Genomic DNA, 20,310 nt, shown 5'->3' on the forward strand with positions numbered 1-20,310 from the left:
GCCCAGGCCCACGTTGACCCGGCCGTCACCCAGGCCGAAGATCCAGCCGTAGCCGGGGAGCAGGCGGTCGCGGTCGGGGGGGGGGGGGGGCGCCCCCCCCGCCCCCCCCCACTTCCGCTCAGCCCAGAATCGAGACCGGGCGCGGCGAGACCACCGGCGGTCTCTGCTTACCCGCCACGGTCGCCGACATGGTCGACGGCAACGGCGTGGTGAACGGCTGCGCCGCATCGGTGCAGACCTTGCCGTCCTTCGGCGCCTTACCGGTCAGCAGATAGGTGTCGATCGCCGTGGTGGCGCAGACCCCGGAGCCGTACGCCGTGTGGCCCCAGTTGTTGCTGGAGAGCAGGCTGGCGTTCGGGGCCAGCCGCCGCGACGACACGGCGCCCTGATAGTTGGTCGCCGGATCCCAGTAGTTGCCGACGATCAGGAACTTGTTCGTCGTGCGCTTGGTGAACGGCCCGGTGTACGCGTTCGGGTCGCGCACCGTCCAGGTCTGGCCGGCGCACTGACTGTCGACCCAGCCCCACGAGCGGCCGAAGTACGGCGCTTGGTGTTCGCGGCGGTCGACGGCGGCCGGCCACGACTCGGCGCGGGCCGGGTGCCTGCCGTCGGTGCAGATCACCGTGCTGCCGGCCTCGAAGCCGTTGTCGTACGGGAAGTCGTAGGCCCGAGCCGCCTTCGTCGCGTTGACCCGCTTGAGCAGAGCAGCCGGCGAGCCGCCCGCCTGCACCGCGGCCACCTCGGCGGCGAGCTGCGTGACCCCGGCGCCCGCATCGGTGCTGTAGAGCGTGCCGAGCACGGCGCCGATGAAGATCGCGTACGTGACCTTGATCGTGCCGCCCGCGCCGTCCGGGAACTCGACCGGCTTGGTCTTGAGCCGGTCGGCCACCTGGGCGAAACGCTTGACCGGGTCGCCCGCCGCGAAGACGCACTTCTTCTCGCCGGCCTTGTCGCAGCGCTTCAAAATCTCGATCAACGCCTTGTACGCGCCATCGCCCGACCGCAGCCGCTGGTCGAGGATCTGCCCCGGGTTGCCGACCCACGCGTCGGGATTGAGGACGCCGTCGACCACCAGCGCCCGGAAACGGTCGGGGAACATGTTCGCGTAGTACTGGCCCAGCGCGCTGCCGTAGCTGAAGCCGAGGTAGGTGAGCTTCTTGTCCCCCACGGCGCGGCGCACGACCTCCATGTCGCGGGCCACCTCAGCGGTGGACGAGAACGCGGTGAGCGGCTTGCCGGTGGTCGAGCAGGCCCGGCCCAGCATCTTCGACCCGGCGACGTAGTTCCGCTCCTCGGCCGCGGTGACCGGGAACGGAACGTTCATCAGACCGAGCACCTCGGTCTGGGCGCGCACGGAGGGGAAGCACTTGACCTGCTCGCTGGCGCCGATGCCGCGAGGGTCGACACCCACGACGTCGAAGCGCTCGAGCAGGGAGTCGCTGAGGAACTCGGGGGCGGCCAGCGCGAACGAGGTCGACGACCCGCCCGGGCCGCCGGGGTTCACGAACAGGCTGCCGACGCGCTTGGCCTGGTTCCTGGCCTTGACCCGCAACACGGCGATCTCGGTCGTCGGGCCCTTGGGCTTGCGATAGTCGAGCGGCAGCCGGACGGTGGCGCACTCGGCGATCTCGTAACACTTGTACCAGCCGAGCTTCGGCGTGGGCACCGCGTCGGTGAGAACGCGCAACCCGCCGGCGGTGGCGGGGGCAACGGCCACGCCGGTCAGGACGATTCCGGCCAGCGCCGCGGTCAGTAGTCGGTGCTTCTTCAACGGCATACGGGCGACCCTTCTGCAGTTGGGATCGCGGCCTCGTCGCCGCGACCCCAGGCATTCTAGGAAGTCGATGCACGAAGGAAGGTCTGTCAGACGCCGGCCATCGCCGGGGTGCGAGTGGTGACGGAGTCGCGCCAGACCGGACGGATGATCCGGGTGACCGGCACGACCGTGCGCTCGCGGCGCCGGTGGAGCACGGTGCAGACGATGGCGGCGCTGATCAGGCCCACGCCCGACGAGGCGAAGAGCGCCGGCTGGGCGGTCACGATCCCGTACGTCATCCAGGACGCGCACGCCCCGGCCGCCATCCGCCAGCGCAGCGGCGAGAGGCCCGACAGATCGAGGTGGCGGTCGCGCAGCAGGGCGAGCGGCTGCGGAATCGCCGAGACGAAGGAGATACCGGCCAGCAGCGTGCCCAGCACGGAGGCCGCCCCGTGCCCGCTCACGCCGGGCAGAGCGGCCGCACCGAGGCTGATCAGCGCGGCTGCCAGCACCGCGCCGGCGCTGGTGGCGGCGACCCGCAACGCTGCCCGGGAACGCAGCCGGGGCTGCGTGATCAGCAGGGCGGCCATGATCGCCAGCCCGGTCAGGCCGGTCGCCGCGTTCGTCATCACCTGGAGCCACTGACCGGCCAGCAGGCCGTAGCTGATCCACCCGATCGGCATCGCCACCCCGAGCGCGCAGGCCGTGGCGGACAGGCCGCTCGTGCGCCGCTGAACGCACGACCTGTAGACCTGGGGCCAGGAGAGAGACACGGACAGCACGGCGGCGACGAGGCCGAGGGCGTAGGTAAGCATGATCCATTTCTCGGGTCGGGAGCTGGGCAACAGGTGTCACTTCGCCGGGAAACCGGAGCTCCTGACCGGCTGCCACCGGCCCGCAACCAGGTGCTCCCCGACGGCAACCGCCCGGTCCGGGAGTTTTCGCGGAGGTAAGGCGCAAAAGCCGCCAGGGGGGTGACACCCGGCGGTGGCCGTTTGGCACAGTGGACGGATGCTCACCGACGTTGATCTGCCGGCGCCCGGACTGCTCTGGACGCGCTGGGCGACGCTCTCCGCGGCGCTGACCGGCATCGGCTACGCCGACGTGTGGTTCGTCGACGAGCGCGGCGCGCACCACGACGACCACGGCGGCAGCTGGGCCCGGCTGGCGCTGGTCGACGGCGCGCGGGCGGTGCTGTTCGGCTACGACCGCGACCACAGCGCCACGGTCGACGCCGACCCGCCGATCGACGTGCTCACCGGCGCGCCCGAATGGCTGCCCTGGGACGACCTGACCGCGCTGGCCGAGGCCGACCGCCTCGGCTTCGTCGTGTGGCACGCCGAGGGCCGCTGGTCACGCACCCGCTACCGGGACGGTTTGAGCGACGGGCTGACCCACACCGTGGCGCCGGTGCTCAGCACCGAGGCCACCCTGCAGGAGCTGGCCGAGGTCGTCCACGAGTGGGGCCGGCACGAGCTGCGCACCCCGGCCGCCCGCGACGAGGTGCGCAGCGCCGGCGAGGACCTGCTGACCGCCGCCGTGCGCGGCGAGATCACCGGGTCGTCCTTCGAGCGGTTGCTCGGCCGGCTCACCGATCCCGCGCTCGACCTGCGGGCCGCGCTGTTCGCCGCCGGCCGGGGTGGCCTCACGGCCGGCACCCGGCCGCCACGCATCCCGCCGGGCGAGCGCCCGCCGATGCGCCGGGTGCGGCGACTCAGCCAGGGCGAGCACGACCGCCTGGTCTGGGCGGCCATGCAGGACGCAGCCGAGCTGAACCGCCCCGAGCCGCCCGGCACGGCCGAGCTCGAGGCGCTGGCCGCGTGGATGCGCGAGCGCTCACCCCAGCAGGACGGCCGGTGCACGGTGCTCGCCTACGCCGACGCGACCAGCCTGAGCGTGCAGGGCGGCAAGCACCCGCCCGCCGACTCCCCCGGCGGGCCCCGCTTCGGCACCTTCCAGCAGATCAGCGGGCTGGTACGCAATCTGCGCCGGGCCGAGTCCGACCCCCGGTACGGGCGGTGGTTGTTCCTGCGCGTGCAGACCACCCCGACCGCGATCCTGGTCGAGCGCCGCTACGACTCGTGGCCCAAGTGGTGGGCCGACGACGGCGTCTCCGGCCCGTGGCGCACCAACCTGTACGAGGAGATGACGGGCCGGGCCCCCCAGTGGCGCCCGGCCTGGATCCGCCTGCTCGACCCGGAGGTCGCCTACCGCCCGGCGGGTTAGCGGCGCCACAGCGCGTGCCGCACATCTACTCCGGAAACCGTCCGCGATCCGAGCAGCGGCGTCGTCGGGGGTAGCCCAGAAGCCGTTCGGCCAGTAGCTGGACGCTTCGCTGGGGGGGTTTGGCGTACTTGATGAACTGCACGTCCACGGTCCGCAGTGGCGCCGATGACGCATGCTTGGCGGCGTGGGAACGATTCAGGACCCGGATCCCGACCGCGACTGGTTGAAACGCAGCTACGACAACACCGGTGGCAGCCCGTTCACCTTCGAGGCGCAGCAGGAAATGATGGGGCGGCTGGCCGAAGGCACCGGGAACAGCAAGATGGCCCGGATCGGCCGGGTCGTCATCAGGGTCACCGTCTGGATCGCACTGGTCTCGATCTTTCTAGTTGTCCTGGCGAACATCCTGAACCAGCCGGGGTGAGTCGGCATCGAGCTCATGTACCCCATCAGCGCAGTGAGCGCGCGAAGGAGCGAGGCTGTGACCTCATGAGGCCGATCGACGAGGCCTATGAGCGCGGCAAGATCGGCCGCGAACGCTGACGGCTCGCAACCGTCGAAACAGACCCTAGCGAACCTTGCCCGCGCTGAGCAGCGCGATCGACTTGGCCAGGCGCCGGGCCCGGGTCTCAGCCGTCTTCGCCCCGGTGAGCTGGTCGACGTGATAGCGCTGGTTCGAGAACGAGAGCGTCGCCCAGAAGTCGCGCGCGGCCGGTTCGGCCGCCAGCGCGGCGCGCAGATCGTCGGGCGCCTCGATCTCGCGCGGGGCCGCGTCGAGCTCGACCTCGACGTCGTACGTCTCGCCGCCGCTCACCCCGGCCGCCTCGCGACGCTCGGCGCTCACGCCGAGCCAGTAGCTGCCGCCCATCTTGGCGATCGACGAGCGGAAGGTGAAGCCGTTCAGCACGACCACGACCCGGGGGCGGCCACCGCCGCCGAGCTTGCCGACGAACTCGTCGGGCACTGGAAAACCGGTGGTCGTGGCGCCCGTGCGCTGCAGCTCCGCACGAAGTCTCATGGCCTCAGCCTAATGGCTCCTCGATCAACGCGGACCAGTCCGTGACGAGCGGAATCAGCTCGCCGGCGGCCCACAGTGGCAGCTGGTCGAGGAAGTGTGGCGAGTCCGGGTCGCCCGCGGCGCCGAACGGCACGACCCAGCGGCTGCGCTGCCGATCGGCGATGTCCCAGACGTAGCGGGCGACGGGGCCACGCGAGCACAGGTCGGTCATACCCGGGATGCTGCTGAGGCAGAGCACCGAGTCGCGTTCCCCCGAGAGTTCGGTGCGCGGAATGACGGTCCGCGACCCCGGCAGCCGGACGGGATCAAGCAGGTGCCGTTCGCCCCAGGGCCCCGATTCGACGGTCGCCGGATCGACCACCTCGGCCGCCGTGAGCCCCAGCCCGGCCAGCACGCCGTCGAGCACCGAGCCGATGCGGACGCGCGGGTTCGTCCAGCTGTCGAAGAGCGGGTCGAAGCCGGGCGGCTCCATCAGGGGCTTCAGGGCCGGATGCTCGTACAGGCGTCGCGCGACCGCGGAGCGCCAGGCCGCCCGCCGGCCGGCCTCGACGCTCTCCGCGCGCATCGGAGTGTCCATGTGGATGCGCTGCGAAGGCACGCCCTCATCGATCAGCTCACGGATCCGGTCGGCGCGCGCCTTCGAGGAGAAGGCGTTCCCGTACGCCTCGGTGTCCGGCCGCCGGTCGTTGGCGTTCACGGCGATGCCCGTGACCTCGACCCGGGTCATCGGCACGTAGCCCGGTTGCCACGCGTAGGTCTGGTCCCAGGCCGGCACCGGGACACGACCGTTACGGTCGTCGCGCACCGGAACGCGCCCCACCGTGAGCTGCAGGACCCGCCCGGTGGTGTCGGCCGTGAGGATGCTGTTGACCGGCTCGACCCAGCGTTCGAGGGCGGCCGCGACATCGTCCACCGTGGACGCGTGCAGCAGCGGCAGCAGCGCGCCGAAGCCGAGGTCGAACCCGGCCCGGGTGGGCGTGCGCAGGCTCAGGCTGCCGTCGACGATCGGCCCCCGGGCGGTTTCGACGACCTCGACCAGCTCGCTGCCCCCACCGCGTACGGGAATGGTCTCGGTATGCGCCTCAGCCGGCTCCCAACCCTGGGGACCGCGGGCCTCGACCCCCGAGGCCGTGCGCCGGAGCTCCTCGACGAACAGGTCCTGATAGTCGGCCATCGCGTTGGTGACCGCCCACGCCACCCCGCCGGCGTGCCCGAAATGCTGCACGCCCGGCACCCCCGCGAAGGTCAGCCCGGCCACGTCGAACTCCGGGCACGACAGCCGGATCTGCTGATAGACGCCGGGCAGTTCGATCAGCCGGTGCGGATCGCCGGCGACGATGCCCGGCACGGCCCAGGCGTTGCTGCCCGAACTGGCCGCCGCCTCGGCCGAGAACCACGCGACGGCCTCCGGCCCGAGGGTGCGCTCGACGTGCGAGTTCCACATCTTGCTGGGAAAGCTGGCGAACATGATGTGCCGCGCGAGGAACACCCCGAGCGACGACCACGGATGCCAGACCAGCCCCTCGGCCCGCACCCCTTCGGCGTACGCCCGGAGCCACTGCCGTGTACGCGGATCGAGGTTGGCGAAGCACCGTCGCGCCGTATCGTCGATCCGGGCCCGCCGGGCGAACCTGTCCCACCCCAGCCCGTCCGGCCCGATCAACTCGGAGAGCAGTCCCTCGGACCTCCGCCGCTCGACATCGATCTGCTCGCGCCGGTCGCGCGCCGTCACCCGCCCCTGCAGGAACGCCAGCTCGTCAACCGTGTCCGCCCGAAGATGGGGAACGCCGTACCCGTCCCGGAAAACCCGCATCCCCCATCCTTACCCTGCCCTCGCCGACCGGGCGACCCCGTTCCCTCAACCCAGCTCGGCGATCGCCGCCCGGACCATGCGACGGCCGTGCTCGGCCATCCGCGGAAACGTGTGCCGGTAGTAGTCGATGCCGTTCAGCGACGCCAGAGCCCAGCCGCAGGCCCGCCGCCAGGTCGCGTCGTCGCAGCCGGCGGCCTGCCGAAATTCCTGCCGGGCGCCCCCGGTGAACGTCCACAGCGCCGCGGCCACATCCACCGCCGGATCACCCACACCGAGCGTGCCGAAGTCGACCACCGCGGTCAGCCGCCCGTCCTCGGTGATCAGGTTGCCGGGCTGCAGATCGCCGTGGACCCACACCGGATCCCCATGCCACTCGGGCGCCGCCAGCGCCTTCTCCCACGCGGCCTCAACCGCCGGCCGGTCGAGTCCGTCCTCTTCGGACAACAGGCTCATCCCCCGCCGCACGCTCGCGTCGATGTCGCGCAGCGGAGCCCCACGCCCCCCGGCCTTGGCGACCGGCCCACCGACCGGATCCACGGCGTGCAGCGCGTGGACAAAACTCGCGAGGTCGCGCGCCAGCACGGCGTCGTCGCTACCGAGTCGCGGCGGCGTGCTCCCCGGCAGCCAGGGCACGACGCTCCAACGCCACGGATAACCAAAGCCGGGCTCACCGACAAAGACCGGAACGGGTATCCGTACGGGAAGAAGGGGCGCAAGCAGAGGCAGCCACCGCGCGTCCGACTCGGCCTGGCCCACCGCCCACCCGATCTTCGGCATCCGCGCGACCAGCTCGTCACCCAGGCGGAACAACACGTGATCGGTGCCCTCGACCTCACCCGGCAGCTCGGCGACGGGCAGCCCGGCCCACTGCGGGCATTGGGCCGCCACCAGCCGCCGCACCAGCTCACGGCTGGCCCGAACCTCATCCGCATGCATCGCCACGGCGCACGCTAACCCGTCCCAGCCGAGCCGCACCAACGGTTTAGCGCGAACGCCGTGGCCCGCAGCTGCATGGGCGTCTATCGCCTCGGCTCCGGGCACAAGAAAGGGCGTCCACTTGGAAGTGGGACGCCCTTTCCGCATTGCCTGCCAAGTAACGCTAGAACCAGACTTTTCGGCCACCGACCGGACGCCCGACGGCGCCGAGGATCCAAAGCACAGCACCGATCACCAGGAGAATGATTCCGATCGTGTAGAGAATCGACACCTTCAGGAAGATGCCCAACAGCAGGAGGATGAGCCCTACGATCAACATGACTTGTGCTCCGTTTCGCCGGCGGGCATCTCCCGCCGAGGATCCTGTACCCCACACGTCACGAAGCTAATCTCATCGATGGGCACCGTACGGCTGGCAGTGCCCGCACACGCTGTCGACAGAGGCGGACAGCTGTACGTCAGTTGTCGAGCAGGGCTCGTAGTCGGAGGGTGTCGCCGACTGTCCAGCCGGGTGGGGGTGCCAGGGCGGCCCAGCCGTCGACGGCTCCGGACTTGTAGACGTGGCCGTGGCCGATGGGGGCCTTGTTGGCGAAGAGCAGGTCGACGGTGGTCTGCCAGAACGTGATGACCGGGTACCAGTGCATGTCGGGGGTGACGTCGGGGCCGCGCTGGTTGTGCAGCCACTCGGGCTTGTGCCAGAGGAGGCTGGGGCTCCACCAGACGACCGGGTCCGAGGAGTTCTGCATGTAGACGACCTTGCGGGGCAGGCCGGCCAGGTATCGGAGCTCGTGGGACTCGGAGGAGAACTCGACCGGCAGCTGGGGGTAGGTGGGATCCCAGACCGGGGAACCGGGGGCGCGGGCGGCGGTCAGCTCGCGGTGGATGGGGTTGGCGAACATGGGGCCCTCGAGCAGGATGCCGTCGGCTCCGTTGACCATGGCGTCGGCGGTGCCGAAGGTCTTCTCGGTGCCGTACGTGCCCAGGCTCTCGCCGAAGATGAGGAGCTTGGGGCGGTCGGTGGCCGGCATCGCGGCCCAGCGCTGGCGGACGGCGCCGATCAGGGCCGAGGCCGCGTCGACGACCTTGGTGCGGTCGACCGCGAACGAGATCCAGCTCGGCAGGTAGCTGTACTGCATCGACACCAGGGCCGTGTTGCCGCCGTACATGTATTCGAGGGAGCTCGGCACGTCGTTGTCCACCCAGCCGGTGCCGGTGGGGGTGAAGACGGCGACGACCGCGCGGTCCCAGGCGTGGGCGCGGTCCATTTCCCGGACGACGAGGGCCGCTCTTTCCTCGACCGTGTCGGCCGAGGAGAGGCCGGCGTAGATGCGCACCGGGTCGAGCGCGGTGCGGCCGCTGAACGCGCTGAGCTGGTCGATCGCGGGCGCCTTGGTCACGAAGTTGCGGCCCTGGCGGCCCAGCGAGTCCCAGCTGATCAGCGAGCTCCGGCTGCCCGAGCGCAGGGCGGAGGCCGGTTGCACGACCCCGTTCCCGGTGCCGCTGTCGGTGAGCGCGGCCGAGCGGTCGGCGCTGGTGAACAGGTTGCTGACCAGGATGCCGTCGAACGCGGTGTAGCTGAGCAGGGTCACCACCACGAAGCCGGCGCAGTACGCCGCTGATTCGGGGACGAGGCGGCCGAAGAGCCGGGCGAAACCGTGCGCGGCCAGCCGCAGGCAGCGGGCCAGCAACAGCAGCGCGCCGAAGGTGATCAGGCTGATTCCCACCGTACGGATGAGGTCGTACTCCTGCTGCGGCGGCATGCCGAGGCGGATGCGCAGGTCGCGCTGCCACCGCACGCCGAGCCACAAGAACAGCAGGATCAGGGGCGGGACCAGCACGAACAGCACCCGCCAGGCGATCCGCTCGACCCGGCGCGACGGCCACCAGCGCAGGCGGACCATCGCCCCGACGGCCGTTCCCCCGGCGTACCCGAAGGAAGCAGTGAGCCCGGCCACGACCCCTTGCAGGAACCAGGGCCTGGGCAGCAGGGACGGCGTGTAGGTGAGGCAGTAGAAGATCGCGCAGAGGCCCATGCCGGTGATGCTCAGCCCGCAGCGGACGAGCCGGCGGCGGGGAACGACGGTCGGCGCCGTCGCCGACGAGATGACCCTGCGCGGCACGGGAATGAGGGGCGCCGGTATCACCATTTTGCGCATCGGCTCCCCCGCCCCTTGCCCCCGCCGTCGATATGCGTGACCCGCGCGCCACCGAAGGTTACGTTGACCCGATGGCAGGATCTTCCGTTCGCACCCGGGCCGCAAGCGCGTTCGAGGCCCTGCTTCCATCTTTGACCCCCGGCGCCACCGATCGGCTGGGCCGCTCGGAGGCGCTTGCGTTCCTTGCCCGATTGGCCACCTCGCTCCTCGACATCTACGAGCCGCTGGAGGTTGTCTACGGCAAGGTCGAGCTGAACGACCTGGTTGAGGTGCTCTTGGACGCGGCGGGCGATCGTCCGGTCGCTCTGCGTGAGCTCGATCGGCGGCGGGAGATCGACCCGCGCTGGTATCAACGGGCGCGGCAGGTCGGGTACGTCTGTTACGCCGACCGGTTCGCCGGGTCGCTTCGTGCGGTGGCCGACAACTTGGACTATCTGGACGAGTTGGGTGTTACCTATCTGCACCTGATGCCGCTGCTGGAACCCCGGCCCGGCGAGAACGACGGCGGCTACGCGGTGCGCGACTACCGGGCGGTCGATCCGCGGCTGGGCACGATGGACGACCTGAGCGAACTGGCCGGCCGGTTGCGCGAGCGCAGCATGAGCCTCTGCGTCGATCTGGTACTCAACCACACGGCCAAGGAGCACCCGTGGGCCGAGTCCTGGCGGGCGGGCGACCCGGCGTACGCGGACTTCTACATGTCCTTTCCCGACCGCGAGATGCCCGACGCGTACGAGCGCACGATCGTCCCGGTCTTCCCGGACCGCGCTCCCGGCTCGTTCACGGAATTCGACGGCAAGTGGGTCTGGACCACGTTCTGGAGCTACCAGTGGGACCTCAACTGGGCCAGTCCGAACGTGTTCCGGGCGATGCTCGAGACGATCCTGTGGCTGGCCAACCGGGGCGTCGACGTCTTCCGCCTCGACGCCGTGCCGTTCCTCTGGAAGCGGCTCGGCACGACGTGCCTCAACGAGCCCGAGGTGCACCGGATCGTGCAGGCGCTGCACGCGCTGGTCCGGGTGGCCGCCCCCGGCGTGATCTTCAAGGCTGAGGCGATTGTGGCGCCCGACGACCTGGTGCCCTATCTCGGCGGGCACGACCGCTACCGGCCGGAGTGCGAGCTGGCCTACCACAACCAGCTCATGGTCATGCTCTGGAGCAGCCTGGCCACCAGGGACGCGCGCCTGATGGCCCAGTCGCTGGCCCGGATGAAGCCGATCCCGGCCGAGGCGAGCTGGGTGAGCTACGTGCGCGGGCACGACGACATCGGCTGGGCGGTCAGCGCGGAGGATGCGGCGGCGGTCGGCTGGGACTGGTGGAACCACCGCAATTTTCTCAACGCGTTCTTCTCGGGCCGCTTCGACGGCTCGTACGCCCAAGGGGGCCTTTTTCAGGAAAATCCGGTCACCGGGGACGCGCGGATCTCGGGCTCGGCCGCCTCGCTGTGCGGGATCACGGCCGACCCGGCGAGCTGGCCCGACGGCGTGCGGCGTCTGCTCCTGCTGCATGCCGTCGCTTTCGCGTACGGCGGGATCCCGCTGATCTACATGGGCGACGAACTCGCGATGCGCAACGACCTGTCGTACCGCGACGACCCCGCGCTCGCCGGCGACAACCGCTGGATGCACCGGCCTTACATGGACTGGGCGGTCGCCGGTCGCCGGCACGATCCGGCGACGCTGGAGGGCCGGGTCTTCGCCGGGCTGCGGGAACTGGTCGCCGCCCGCAAGGATCTGCTGGCCCTGCGCGGCGGCGGCGAGACGGCCGTCGTCGGCGTCGACAACGGGCACGTCTTCGCCTGGCGCCGGCGGCACCCGCGGAGTGGGACGTTCATCGGGCTGGCCAACTTCAGCGAACAGGAGCAGACGGTCGAGGCGGCCGCGATCGGGCACTACGGCTGGCTGGAGACCGCCCTGAGCAGCGACGGTCCTCTCGTCGTACGCGAAGGACGGGCCCACCTGCCCGGGCTCGGGTTCGTCTGGCTGATCGAGCGGTGATTTCCGTTCAGTAGCGTGCCGCGCTGCCGATCAAGAGGTCATGCGGCTGCGCAACTGGATCGCCGTAGTGGTCGGCGTGGTGCTGCTGGCTGCTGCGGGCACCATCGGCTTCCTGGTCAACCGGTCGGCCCTCAAGGCGGCCGACGACGTTCACCTGGCCGACTCCCGGGCTCTGGCCGTGAACAACAGCACCCTCGTGGGCCGGTTGCAGCTGCTGTCGGCCGGCGAGATCGGCGACTTCCTCGGCGACAACTCCCTGCACCTCGGCCGGGGCAACGCCCTCGACCGCGAGCTGCTGCGTGCCTTCGCCGCCAAGAGCAACACCTTCAAGTACGGGGCCCTGCTGGTCGACCTGGACGGCAACGTCCTCAACAGCTCGCGGGCCACGGGCGTGCCCGCAGCCGGCCACACCGGCTGGAAACCGCTGTTCGCGATGCTCAGAAGCGGCGCCAAGGCCGGCTTCTCGTCCATCATGGGGGTCGACGGCACGTACCTCGAGGCGGTCGGCGTCCCGGTGGTGGTCGGCGGCGCCCCGGCGGCCGTGCTGGTCGGCCTCAACAACGTGGCCACGACCGACCTCCAGCAGTACACCGTGACGCTCAGCTCGGACGTGCACCAGACCGCGGTCGTCGACAGCACCGGCACCATCGCCGCCACCAACCGGGCGAAGCAGCTGGGCGCCCAGATCGACCCGGCCATCCGCAACGCCCTGGCCGCCCGGCCCGAGGGCGGGTTCGTCGAGTACACCACCGTCGCCGGCACCGAGATGATCGCCATCACGGTCGGCGGACTGCCCGGTGGCTGGTCCTACGTCCGCGCCCAGACCAAGAAGTCGTTCGACGGCGCCGTGCACGCCAAGAGCCAGACGCTCAACATGACCTTGGGCGCGATGCTGCTGATCGGCGTGCTCGCCATGTTCCTGCTCGGTTACCGCACCCAGACCCAGCGCCGCCGGGCCGACGAGCGTTTCCAGGCCCTGTTCCAGCACGCCCCCGACCTGGTGTCGGTGCTCAGCGCCAACGGCACCATCGCGTACTCGAGCCCCAGCGCCGCTGCCGTCCTCGGCTACGGCGAGGGCGTGCTGGTCGGCACCAGCGTCTTCGACCTCGTGCACCCGGAGGACCAGCCGTACATGCGCGACCAGTTCGGCCGGCTGCTGGCCAACCGGGACGAGGTGCTGCGGCTGCAGTGCCGGGTGCGCTCGGCGGCCGGCGACTTCCGCTGGTTCGAGTTCACCGCGTCCAACCAGATGCACAACCCGTCGCTGCACGGCATCGTCATCAACGCCCGCGACATCTCCGAGAACCGAGCCTTCCAGGAGCGGCTGGCCCACGAGGCGCAGCACGACGCGCTCACCGGCCTGCCCAACCGCCGCCGCATGCAGGACGCGCTCGGCGCCTCCCTGCGGGAGCAGCCGGTGGCCGTCCTCTTCGTCGACCTCGACGGGTTCAAGCCGGTCAACGACGCGCACGGGCACGAGGCCGGCGACGACCTGCTGCGGCAGGTCGCGGCGCGGCTGACGGCCTGCGTCCGCGAGCAGGACGTGCTGGCCCGGGTGGGTGGCGACGAGTTCGTCATCCTCATGCCGGGAGTGATCGGGCCGTCCGACAGCGAGGCGATGAGCGCCCGCATCCGGGAGGCCGTCTCGGCGCCGTTCGTCGTGGGCGGGACCGAGGTGCGGATCGGGGCCAGCGTCGGCGCGCACCTGGCGGCCGGCTCCACCGATCCGGACGAGGCGTTGCGGGCCGCGGACCACGCGATGTACGCGGTCAAGCACTCGCGAGGTTATCCACAGGCACGAGCGGGAAGGCACCGTGCGGCAGACTGAAGACCCCTCGCCCGATGAGAAGAACGGCGGTGCCGGCGGTGTCCTCCAAGATCCTTTCGCGACGTGATCTCGACTTCCTGCTGTACGAGTGGCTCGACGTCGAGGCGCTCACGGCCCGGGAGAGGTTCGCCGAGCACTCCCGCGAGACGTTCGACGCCTTCCTCGACGTCTCGGCCCAGATCGCCGAGCGTGACTTCGCACCCCACAACCGTCGCTCCGACCTCGAGGAGCCGACCTTCGACGGCGTACGGGTCTCGCTGATCCCCGAGGTGGCGGCGGCGCTCAAGGTCTTCAACGAGACCGGGCTGCTCAGCGCCACGATGGACTCGTCCGTGGGCGGGCTGCAGATGCCCCACGTGGTCGCGCGTGCCTGCTTCGCCTGGTTCCAGGCGGCGAACATCGCGACCTCGTCCTACTCCCTGCTCACGGCCGGCAACGCGAACCTCCTGCTGACGCACGGGACGGCCGACCAGATCGACCGCTTCGTGCGGCCGATGCTCGACGGCCGCTTCACCGGCACGATGTGCCTGTCCGAGCCTCAGGCCGGCTCCTCGCTGAGCGATGTCACGACGCGCGCTGTCGTCTCTCCTGATGGGACATATCGGCTGACCGGCTCCAAGATGTGGATTTCGGGCGGCGACCACGAGCTCGGCGAGACGATCGTGCACCTTGTGCTCGCTCGGGCCGCCGGCGCGCCGGCCGGGGTCAAGGGGCTGTCGCTGTTCATCGTGCCCAAGCACCACGTCGAGGCCGACGGCACGGTCGGCGAACGCAACGGGGTGTCGCTGTCCGGGCTCAACCACAAAATGGGCTACCGCGGCACGACCAACGCCGTGCTCTCGTTCGACGACGCCACCGCCTACCTGGTCGGCGAGGAGGGCAAGGGCCTGGCCTACATGTTCCAGATGATGAACGAGGCCCGGATCGGGGTCGGCGCGGGCGCGGTGGCTCTGGGCTACACCGGGTATCTGCACGCGCTCGACTACGCGCGCGAGCGCACCCAAGGCCGCCCGGTGGCCGACAAAGATCCGCTGGCCCCGCCCGTGCCGATCGTGCGGCACCCCGACGTGCGGCGCATGCTGCTCGCCTCCAAGTCGTACGTCGAGGGCGGCCTGGCGCTGATCCTGTTCGCGGCCAAGCTGCTCGACGAGCCCTCCGACGAGAACGACCTGCTGCTCGACGTGCTGACGCCGATCGTCAAGGCGTGGCCGTCCCAGTGGTGCCGCCTGGCCAACGACCACGCCATCCAGGTGCACGGCGGCTACGGCTACACGCGCGAATACCCGGTCGAGCAGTTCTACCGCGACAACCGGCTCAACTCGATCCACGAGGGCACCGACGGCATCCAGGGCCTCGACCTGCTGGGCCGCAAGGTGGTCATGCGCGGCGGGGCCGGGCTCCAGCTGCTGATCGGGCGCATCGTGACCACGGCCGTGGCGGCGCCGGCCGAGCTGGGCCGGCCGGTCGTCGCGCTGTGCGACCGGCTGGCCGCGACCACCCGCAAACTGTGGGCCGGCGGCGACCCGACCGCCGCCCTGGCCAACTCCACGGCGTACCTGGAAGCGACCGGCCACCTGGTGATCGCCTGGCTCTGGTTGTCGCAGCTGGCGGCGGCCGAGGGCAAGGAAGGCCCCTTCTACGACGGCAAGCGCCTGGCCGCCCGCTACTTCCTCACCCACGAGCTGCCCCGCATCGTCCCGCTGCTCGACCTGCTCGACTCGGGCGACACCCTGCTGGCCGACATGGACGACACCTGCCTGGGCTGACGCCGGGTTCGTGGCCGGGGACCGCCCCGGCCACGAATCAGCGGCTATGTTGATCGCATGGCCTCTTCGAGCAAGAGCCCCGCGATCGAGGTGGAGGTCGGCGACCTCACCGTGCGTGTGTCGAACCCCGACCGCGTCTACTTCCCGGACCTCGGCCTGACCAAGCTCGACCTGGTCCACTACTACCTGTCGGTCGGTGACGGCATCGTGCGCGCGCTGCGTGAGCGCCCGTGCATGCTGCACCGCTTCCCCGACGGCCTGGCCGGCGAAAAGGTGCACCAGAAGCGGGTTCCGCACGGCGCCCCGCCCTGGCTCGAGACAGTGCGGGTGACGTTCCCGCGCTACAACCGCCACGCCGACGAACTGTGCGTGACCAAGGCGGCCGACGTCATCTGGGCCGTCCAGATGTCGACCGTCGAATTCCACCCGTGGAACTCCCGCCGCGCCGACACCGAGAAACCCGACGAGTGGCGCATCGACCTCGACCCGATGCCCGACTGCCCCTACGACCGGGTCCGCCGGGTGGCCGCGGCCGCCCACGAGGTGCTCGAGGACCTGGGCATCACCGGCTACCCCAAGACCTCGGGCGGCCGCGGCCTGCACATCTACGTGCGCATCGAGCCGTCCTGGGGCTTCTCCGACGTACGCCGGGCCGCGCTGGCCTTCGCCCGCGAGGTCGAGCGCCGGGCCCCCGAGGACGTGACCACCACGTGGTGGCGCAAGGACCGCGACCCCGAAAAGCTGTTCGTCGACTACAACCAGAACGCCCGGGACCACACGATCGCCAGCGCCTACTCGGTACGAGGCGTCCCCACCGCGACCGTCTCCACCCCCGTCACGTGGGCCGAGATCCCCGACGCCGACCCCCGCGACTTCACCATCCGGACGGTCCCGGCCCGCTTCGCCGAGCTGGGCGACCTGCACGCCACCATCGACAACCATCACCACTCCCTCGCCACCCTGCTCGAGTGGGCCGACCGAGACGAGAAATCCGGCCTCGAGGGCCCCGCCGACGCCTGACCTCACCCTTGCCGGGGTCAGTCACGATCGGCGCCGTGTCGTCCTGCACCGGATAGCACCGTTCCTCTGGTTCGTCGTGGCCATCTGCGTAATCGGGCCGGCCGCCGAAGTGGTGCGATCCGACCCTGACCGTCACGCCGAGAGACAGAAATGGTCTCCCGGTCTATCGTGTAACTAGTTACATCCCCCCAGGGAGGCGGAGCAGCATGATGGATCGGATAGTGGTCATCGGTGCCGGCGTCTACGGCGCGGCGGTAACGGCCTCGCTGGCCCGACGCGGCGCTCGCGTCACCGTGGTGGACGCCGGGATGCCGGCCGCCGGCACCTCCGGCGCGACGTTCTCGTGGACCAACTCGTGCGGCAAGCAGCCACGCGCCTACCACGACCTGAACGTCGCCGGCATGCGGGCACACCGGGAGCTGGCGGCCGCAGTGACCGGCAGCGACTGGTATCACGAGAGCGGCAACCTGGAATGGGCGGCCGACGACGCCGGCCACGCCAAGCTGCGCAAGAAGGTCGCCGGGGTGCTCGACTACGGATACGAAGCGCGGTGGCTCAGCCGGGCCGAGGCGGCGCGCCTCGAGCCGGACCTCGATCCCGCCCAGTTGCCGCCGCACGAGATCGCCTTCTTCCCGCGCGAGGGCTGGGTCGAGCCGACCCGGCTGATCGGCCACCTGCTCAGCACCGCGGTCGCCCGGGGCGCTGAGGTGGTGCACGCCGACGCCGTCATCGCGATCGAGTTGCGCGGCGGCCTGGTTCGCGCGGTGTGGCTCGCCTCGGGGCGCCGAATCCCCGCGGGTGCCGTGGTGAATTGCGCGGGGCCGCGCGCCGCCGAGGTGGCCGAGCTCGCCGGGCTGATCCTGCCGATGCGCAACACCCGTGGCGTGCTGGTCTACAGCACGCCGGTCCCGGTCTCGATCTCTCGGGTGATCCACGCTCCCGAGGTCCATCTGCGTCCGGACGGCGCCGGGCGGATCCTGGTGCACTCCCAGGAGAGCGACAGTGCGGCACACGTGTCCGAAAGCGGGGAGATCAGCGTCGACCGGTCGGCGGTCGAGAAGGTGGTCCGGGCGGCCTGCACGCTCTACCCGGGGCTGCGGGGAGCGATGGTGGAGAGCGTACGGGTGGGTGAGCGGCCCATCCCCGTCGACGGGCTGCCGGTCCTGGGCCGGGTGGCCACGCTGCCCAACTTCCACTTCGCCGTGTCGCACAGCGGGGCGACCCTGAGCCTGCACGCCGGCGACCTGGTCGCGGCCGAAGCGCTCGGCGAGGACCGCAACGACGCGCTGGCCGCGTTCCGGTGGGAACGGCTGGCCGGCGAACGGCCGCGGGACGGCCAACGGTGAGGACGACCGTCCTGCACGGTGGCGCCCTGATCGACGGCCAGGGCACCGATCCGCGGCACGGCGTCGACATCGTCATCGAGGGAGACTCCGTCCGCGAGATCGTCCCCTCGCGGCCCGCCGAAACCTACGGCGCGGTCGACGAGATCGTCGACGCGGCCGGCACCCTGGTGATGCCCGGCCTGATCAACAACCACACCCACGGCACCGCGTACGGGCCGCTGTTTCCGAGCGGCCATGCGGGACTGTCACACCGGCAGGTGCTGGCCAACCTCGACCGGCACCTGCTGGAGGGTACGACGACGGTGCTCTGCGTGGATGGCTTCGTCACCGCCGAGGCACTGGCCGACACGGACGGCGCGCACCCGGTCAACGTCAAGCTTGCCTCGTGCAACACCCCGGCCTGCCTCCGGGCGGCGACCATCGCCGACGGCGGCGGCCTCGCCCCGGCCAACCGGGCCTTCACCGCCCGGCACGCGGTCGCATCCGGCGCGGTCGCGCTCGGCGAGATCGGTGCGGGGCACACCCTCGGCGGTGGCGGTGCGAGCTACATGTACATCCCGGCCGAGGTCCAGCGGCGTACGGGCCGGACCATCACACCCCGGCAGGCGAACGCGCTGAAGGTCGCGGTGCTGGGCCGGCACATCGCGGTGCCGGCGTTCGATCCGGCCGCGGTCGAGGTGGCGTTGGCGGACGCGGGGCTGCTCGGCAGGCTGACGGTCGAGGATGCTCGGGCGGTCGTCTCGGACATCGTGCTGCCCGCCTTCGACATCGCCCTGCGCGGCCTCGCTGAGGCGGCCGATCAGGCCCGTGCGGCGGGTGTCCCGGTGCTGGTGCACAACGCCGCGGCGTCGATGACCCAGGTCGCCGCCATCGCGAAGACCGGCGTGACACTGATCGCCGGGCACTCCAACCATTCGAGCTTCGAGCTGCGCGAGGCCGTCGAGCACGCCGAACGGCTCAAGGAGCTGGGTGCGGTCGTGGACGTGTCGACTCTGGACACCTTCGGCGCGCAGCGGCTCACCACGGGTCCCGAGTTGCTCTACGCGATGTTCGCCGCGGGGGTGGTCGACACGATCTCGACCGACTATGCGGGCGGCCACCACGACCCGATCCTGCTGGCGATCGACCGGTCCACCAAGGCCGGCGTGGTGCGCCTCCCGGCGGCGATCGCCATGGCGACCGCCAACGTCGCCGACGCCATCCCGGGAGTGGCGCCCCGGCGCGGCCGCGTGGTCCCGGGCGCAATCGCAGACCTGGTGCTGACGGACCCCGCGCAGCTCCACCGGGTCGGGACCGTCATGATCGGTGGTGACATCGTGGTCCGGGACGGGAGGCGCGTCGGTGAAGAGAGCCACTATCGGTGACGTCGCCGCGCACGCCGGTGTGTCAACGGCGACTGTCTCCCGGGTGCTCAACGGCGGCGCCGTCACCGCGACGACCGCCGCCAAGGTGTGGTCGGCGGTTGCCGCGCTGGAATATTCCCCCAACGCGCTCACCAAGAGCATCTTCGCCGGGCGCTCCCGCACGATCGGCGTCGTCATCCGGGACCTGAGCAGCCCCTTCTATCTCGATCTGATCCGCGGCATCGACGAGGTGGCCACCGCCGACGACAGTCTGGTCATGTTCGCCAACACCTTCCGGGACGCCGACCGCGAGGTCGCGCACGTGCGGACGATGGACGAGCACCGGGTACGCGGGCTGATCATGACGACCGGCGAGTCGGCCGACGGCCGTACCCGCCGGATGGCCGAGAGCGGCGTGCCGTGCGTGATCGTCGCGCGCACCGTGCCGGACGCGCCGCCCGGCCTGCACTCGATCAGCCTGAACAACATCGAGGCCGGCCGCCTGATGGCCGCGCACCTGGCGGCGTGCGGGCGATCGGCGGTCGGCGTCGTCACCTCGGGGCGCCGGCCCTCGCAGGTCGAGCGGACGCTGGGGTTGCGGCTGGCGCTCGCCGAGCGGGGCCTGCCGCTGCCACCGGAAGCGGTGGCCGTCGCGGAAAGCGAGACGGGGGTGGGTGCCGCAATCGACGCGCTGTTCGCCCGCGCCCACGAGCGGCAGGCGCCGGTGGACGCGATCGTCTGTGCCACCGGCCGGCTGACCGTCGCCGTCCATTCCGCGTTGACCGCCCGCGGTCTGACCGTCCCCGACGACATCGCCTTCCTCACGATGGACGACTTTCCGTGGGCGACCGCGCTCGGCATCACCGTCGTCGCCCAGCCCTCGTACGAGATGGGGCGGGAGGCGGCGAAACTCGTCGTCGAACAGCCGGACGAGTCGGTCGCGCTCGTCTTCGAACCCACGCTGGTCCCCCGCACCTCGTGCGGCGAGCGGTAGGGCTCCAGCGCCAGGCGATGCACATCGGCGGGCGACGACTGCTGAAGATCTCGACGTGCTGGCCGGCCCCGCCGACCGGGTGCGGCGCCAGGCCCATCAGGTGGTGGCCGA

At 71.0% G+C, this 20,310-nt stretch carries 16 protein-coding genes; 9 read left to right on the forward strand and 7 right to left on the reverse strand.

Annotated features, from left to right (window positions below; all coding sequences use genetic code 11):
* Window positions 1-118: 118 nt before the first annotated feature.
* The gene (locus tag LXN57_RS36945) at window positions 119-1,777 is read right to left on the reverse strand and encodes an alpha/beta fold hydrolase (protein ID WP_251802868.1); all 1,659 of its coding nucleotides are present in this window, start codon (window positions 1,775-1,777) and stop codon (window positions 119-121) included.
* Between the two features lie 86 nt (window positions 1,778-1,863).
* Window positions 1,864-2,571: a SemiSWEET transporter gene (locus tag LXN57_RS36950; RefSeq protein WP_251802869.1), complete on the reverse strand. Its 708-nt coding sequence runs from the start codon at window positions 2,569-2,571 to the stop codon at window positions 1,864-1,866.
* A 196-nt stretch (window positions 2,572-2,767) separates the two neighbouring features.
* Here LXN57_RS36950 and LXN57_RS36955 point away from each other — a divergent pair, with 196 nt between their 5' ends.
* Window positions 2,768-3,982, forward strand: coding sequence for a hypothetical protein (locus LXN57_RS36955; RefSeq protein WP_251802870.1), 1,215 nt, complete (start codon window positions 2,768-2,770; stop codon window positions 3,980-3,982).
* A gap of 172 nt (window positions 3,983-4,154) precedes the next feature.
* Window positions 4,155-4,406, forward strand: coding sequence for a hypothetical protein (locus LXN57_RS36960; protein WP_251802871.1), 252 nt, complete (start codon window positions 4,155-4,157; stop codon window positions 4,404-4,406).
* 144 nt (window positions 4,407-4,550) lie between these two features.
* On the opposite strand, the gene LXN57_RS36965 is transcribed toward LXN57_RS36960, so the two are convergent.
* The 5 genes from LXN57_RS36965 to LXN57_RS36985 all read right to left on the reverse strand — a co-directional run bounded on the left by LXN57_RS36965 (window position 4,551) and on the right by LXN57_RS36985 (window position 9,905).
* Window positions 4,551-5,000, reverse strand: a complete 450-nt coding sequence (locus LXN57_RS36965) for a YdeI/OmpD-associated family protein (protein WP_251802872.1) — start codon at window positions 4,998-5,000, stop codon at window positions 4,551-4,553.
* A gap of 4 nt (window positions 5,001-5,004) precedes the next feature.
* Window positions 5,005-6,813, reverse strand: coding sequence for a penicillin acylase family protein (locus LXN57_RS36970; RefSeq protein ID WP_251802873.1), 1,809 nt, complete (start codon window positions 6,811-6,813; stop codon window positions 5,005-5,007).
* Between the two features lie 45 nt (window positions 6,814-6,858).
* A complete protein-coding gene (locus tag LXN57_RS36975) occupies window positions 6,859-7,749 on the reverse strand; it encodes an aminoglycoside phosphotransferase family protein (RefSeq protein WP_251802929.1) in 891 nt (296 codons plus the stop codon).
* A 163-nt stretch (window positions 7,750-7,912) separates the two neighbouring features.
* On the reverse strand, window positions 7,913-8,068 hold the full coding sequence (locus LXN57_RS36980) for a hypothetical protein (RefSeq protein ID WP_250037880.1): 156 nt from the start codon (window positions 8,066-8,068) through the stop codon (window positions 7,913-7,915).
* Window positions 8,069-8,207: 139 nt separating this feature from the next.
* Window positions 8,208-9,905: an alpha/beta hydrolase gene (locus LXN57_RS36985; RefSeq protein WP_251802874.1), complete on the reverse strand. Its 1,698-nt coding sequence runs from the start codon at window positions 9,903-9,905 to the stop codon at window positions 8,208-8,210.
* A gap of 71 nt (window positions 9,906-9,976) precedes the next feature.
* On the opposite strand from LXN57_RS36985, the gene LXN57_RS36990 reads away from it, so the two are divergent.
* The 7 genes from LXN57_RS36990 (at window position 9,977) to LXN57_RS37020 (ending at window position 20,199) form a co-directional block, all read left to right on the forward strand.
* Complete coding sequence (locus tag LXN57_RS36990; protein ID WP_251802875.1) at window positions 9,977-11,902, forward strand: alpha-amylase family protein; 1,926 nt, start codon at window positions 9,977-9,979, stop codon at window positions 11,900-11,902.
* A 40-nt stretch (window positions 11,903-11,942) separates the two neighbouring features.
* Complete coding sequence (locus tag LXN57_RS36995; RefSeq protein WP_251802876.1) at window positions 11,943-13,730, forward strand: sensor domain-containing diguanylate cyclase; 1,788 nt, start codon at window positions 11,943-11,945, stop codon at window positions 13,728-13,730.
* 14 nt (window positions 13,731-13,744) lie between these two features.
* Window positions 13,745-15,496 carry an acyl-CoA dehydrogenase gene (locus tag LXN57_RS37000; RefSeq protein ID WP_251802877.1) on the forward strand — a complete coding sequence of 584 codons (1,752 nt, stop codon included), beginning with the start codon at window positions 13,745-13,747 and terminating at the stop codon, window positions 15,494-15,496.
* A 57-nt stretch (window positions 15,497-15,553) separates the two neighbouring features.
* On the forward strand, window positions 15,554-16,516 hold the full coding sequence (gene ligD, locus LXN57_RS37005; protein ID WP_251802878.1) for a non-homologous end-joining DNA ligase: 963 nt from the start codon (window positions 15,554-15,556) through the stop codon (window positions 16,514-16,516).
* A gap of 206 nt (window positions 16,517-16,722) precedes the next feature.
* Window positions 16,723-17,862 carry an NAD(P)/FAD-dependent oxidoreductase gene (locus tag LXN57_RS37010; RefSeq protein ID WP_251802879.1) on the forward strand — a complete coding sequence of 380 codons (1,140 nt, stop codon included), beginning with the start codon at window positions 16,723-16,725 and terminating at the stop codon, window positions 17,860-17,862.
* On the forward strand, window positions 17,859-19,226 hold the full coding sequence (locus LXN57_RS37015) for an amidohydrolase family protein (protein ID WP_251802880.1): 1,368 nt from the start codon (window positions 17,859-17,861) through the stop codon (window positions 19,224-19,226). Before LXN57_RS37010 ends, LXN57_RS37015 begins: the two co-directional genes overlap by 4 nt.
* A complete protein-coding gene (locus tag LXN57_RS37020) occupies window positions 19,204-20,199 on the forward strand; it encodes a LacI family DNA-binding transcriptional regulator (protein ID WP_251802881.1) in 996 nt (331 codons plus the stop codon). The genes LXN57_RS37015 and LXN57_RS37020 overlap by 23 nt, the downstream gene beginning before the upstream one ends.
* The last annotated feature ends 111 nt before the right edge of the window (window positions 20,200-20,310 follow it).

Source organism: Paractinoplanes hotanensis, from assembly GCF_023717965.1.
Taxonomy (GTDB): Bacteria; Actinomycetota; Actinomycetes; order Mycobacteriales; family Micromonosporaceae; genus Actinoplanes; species Actinoplanes polyasparticus.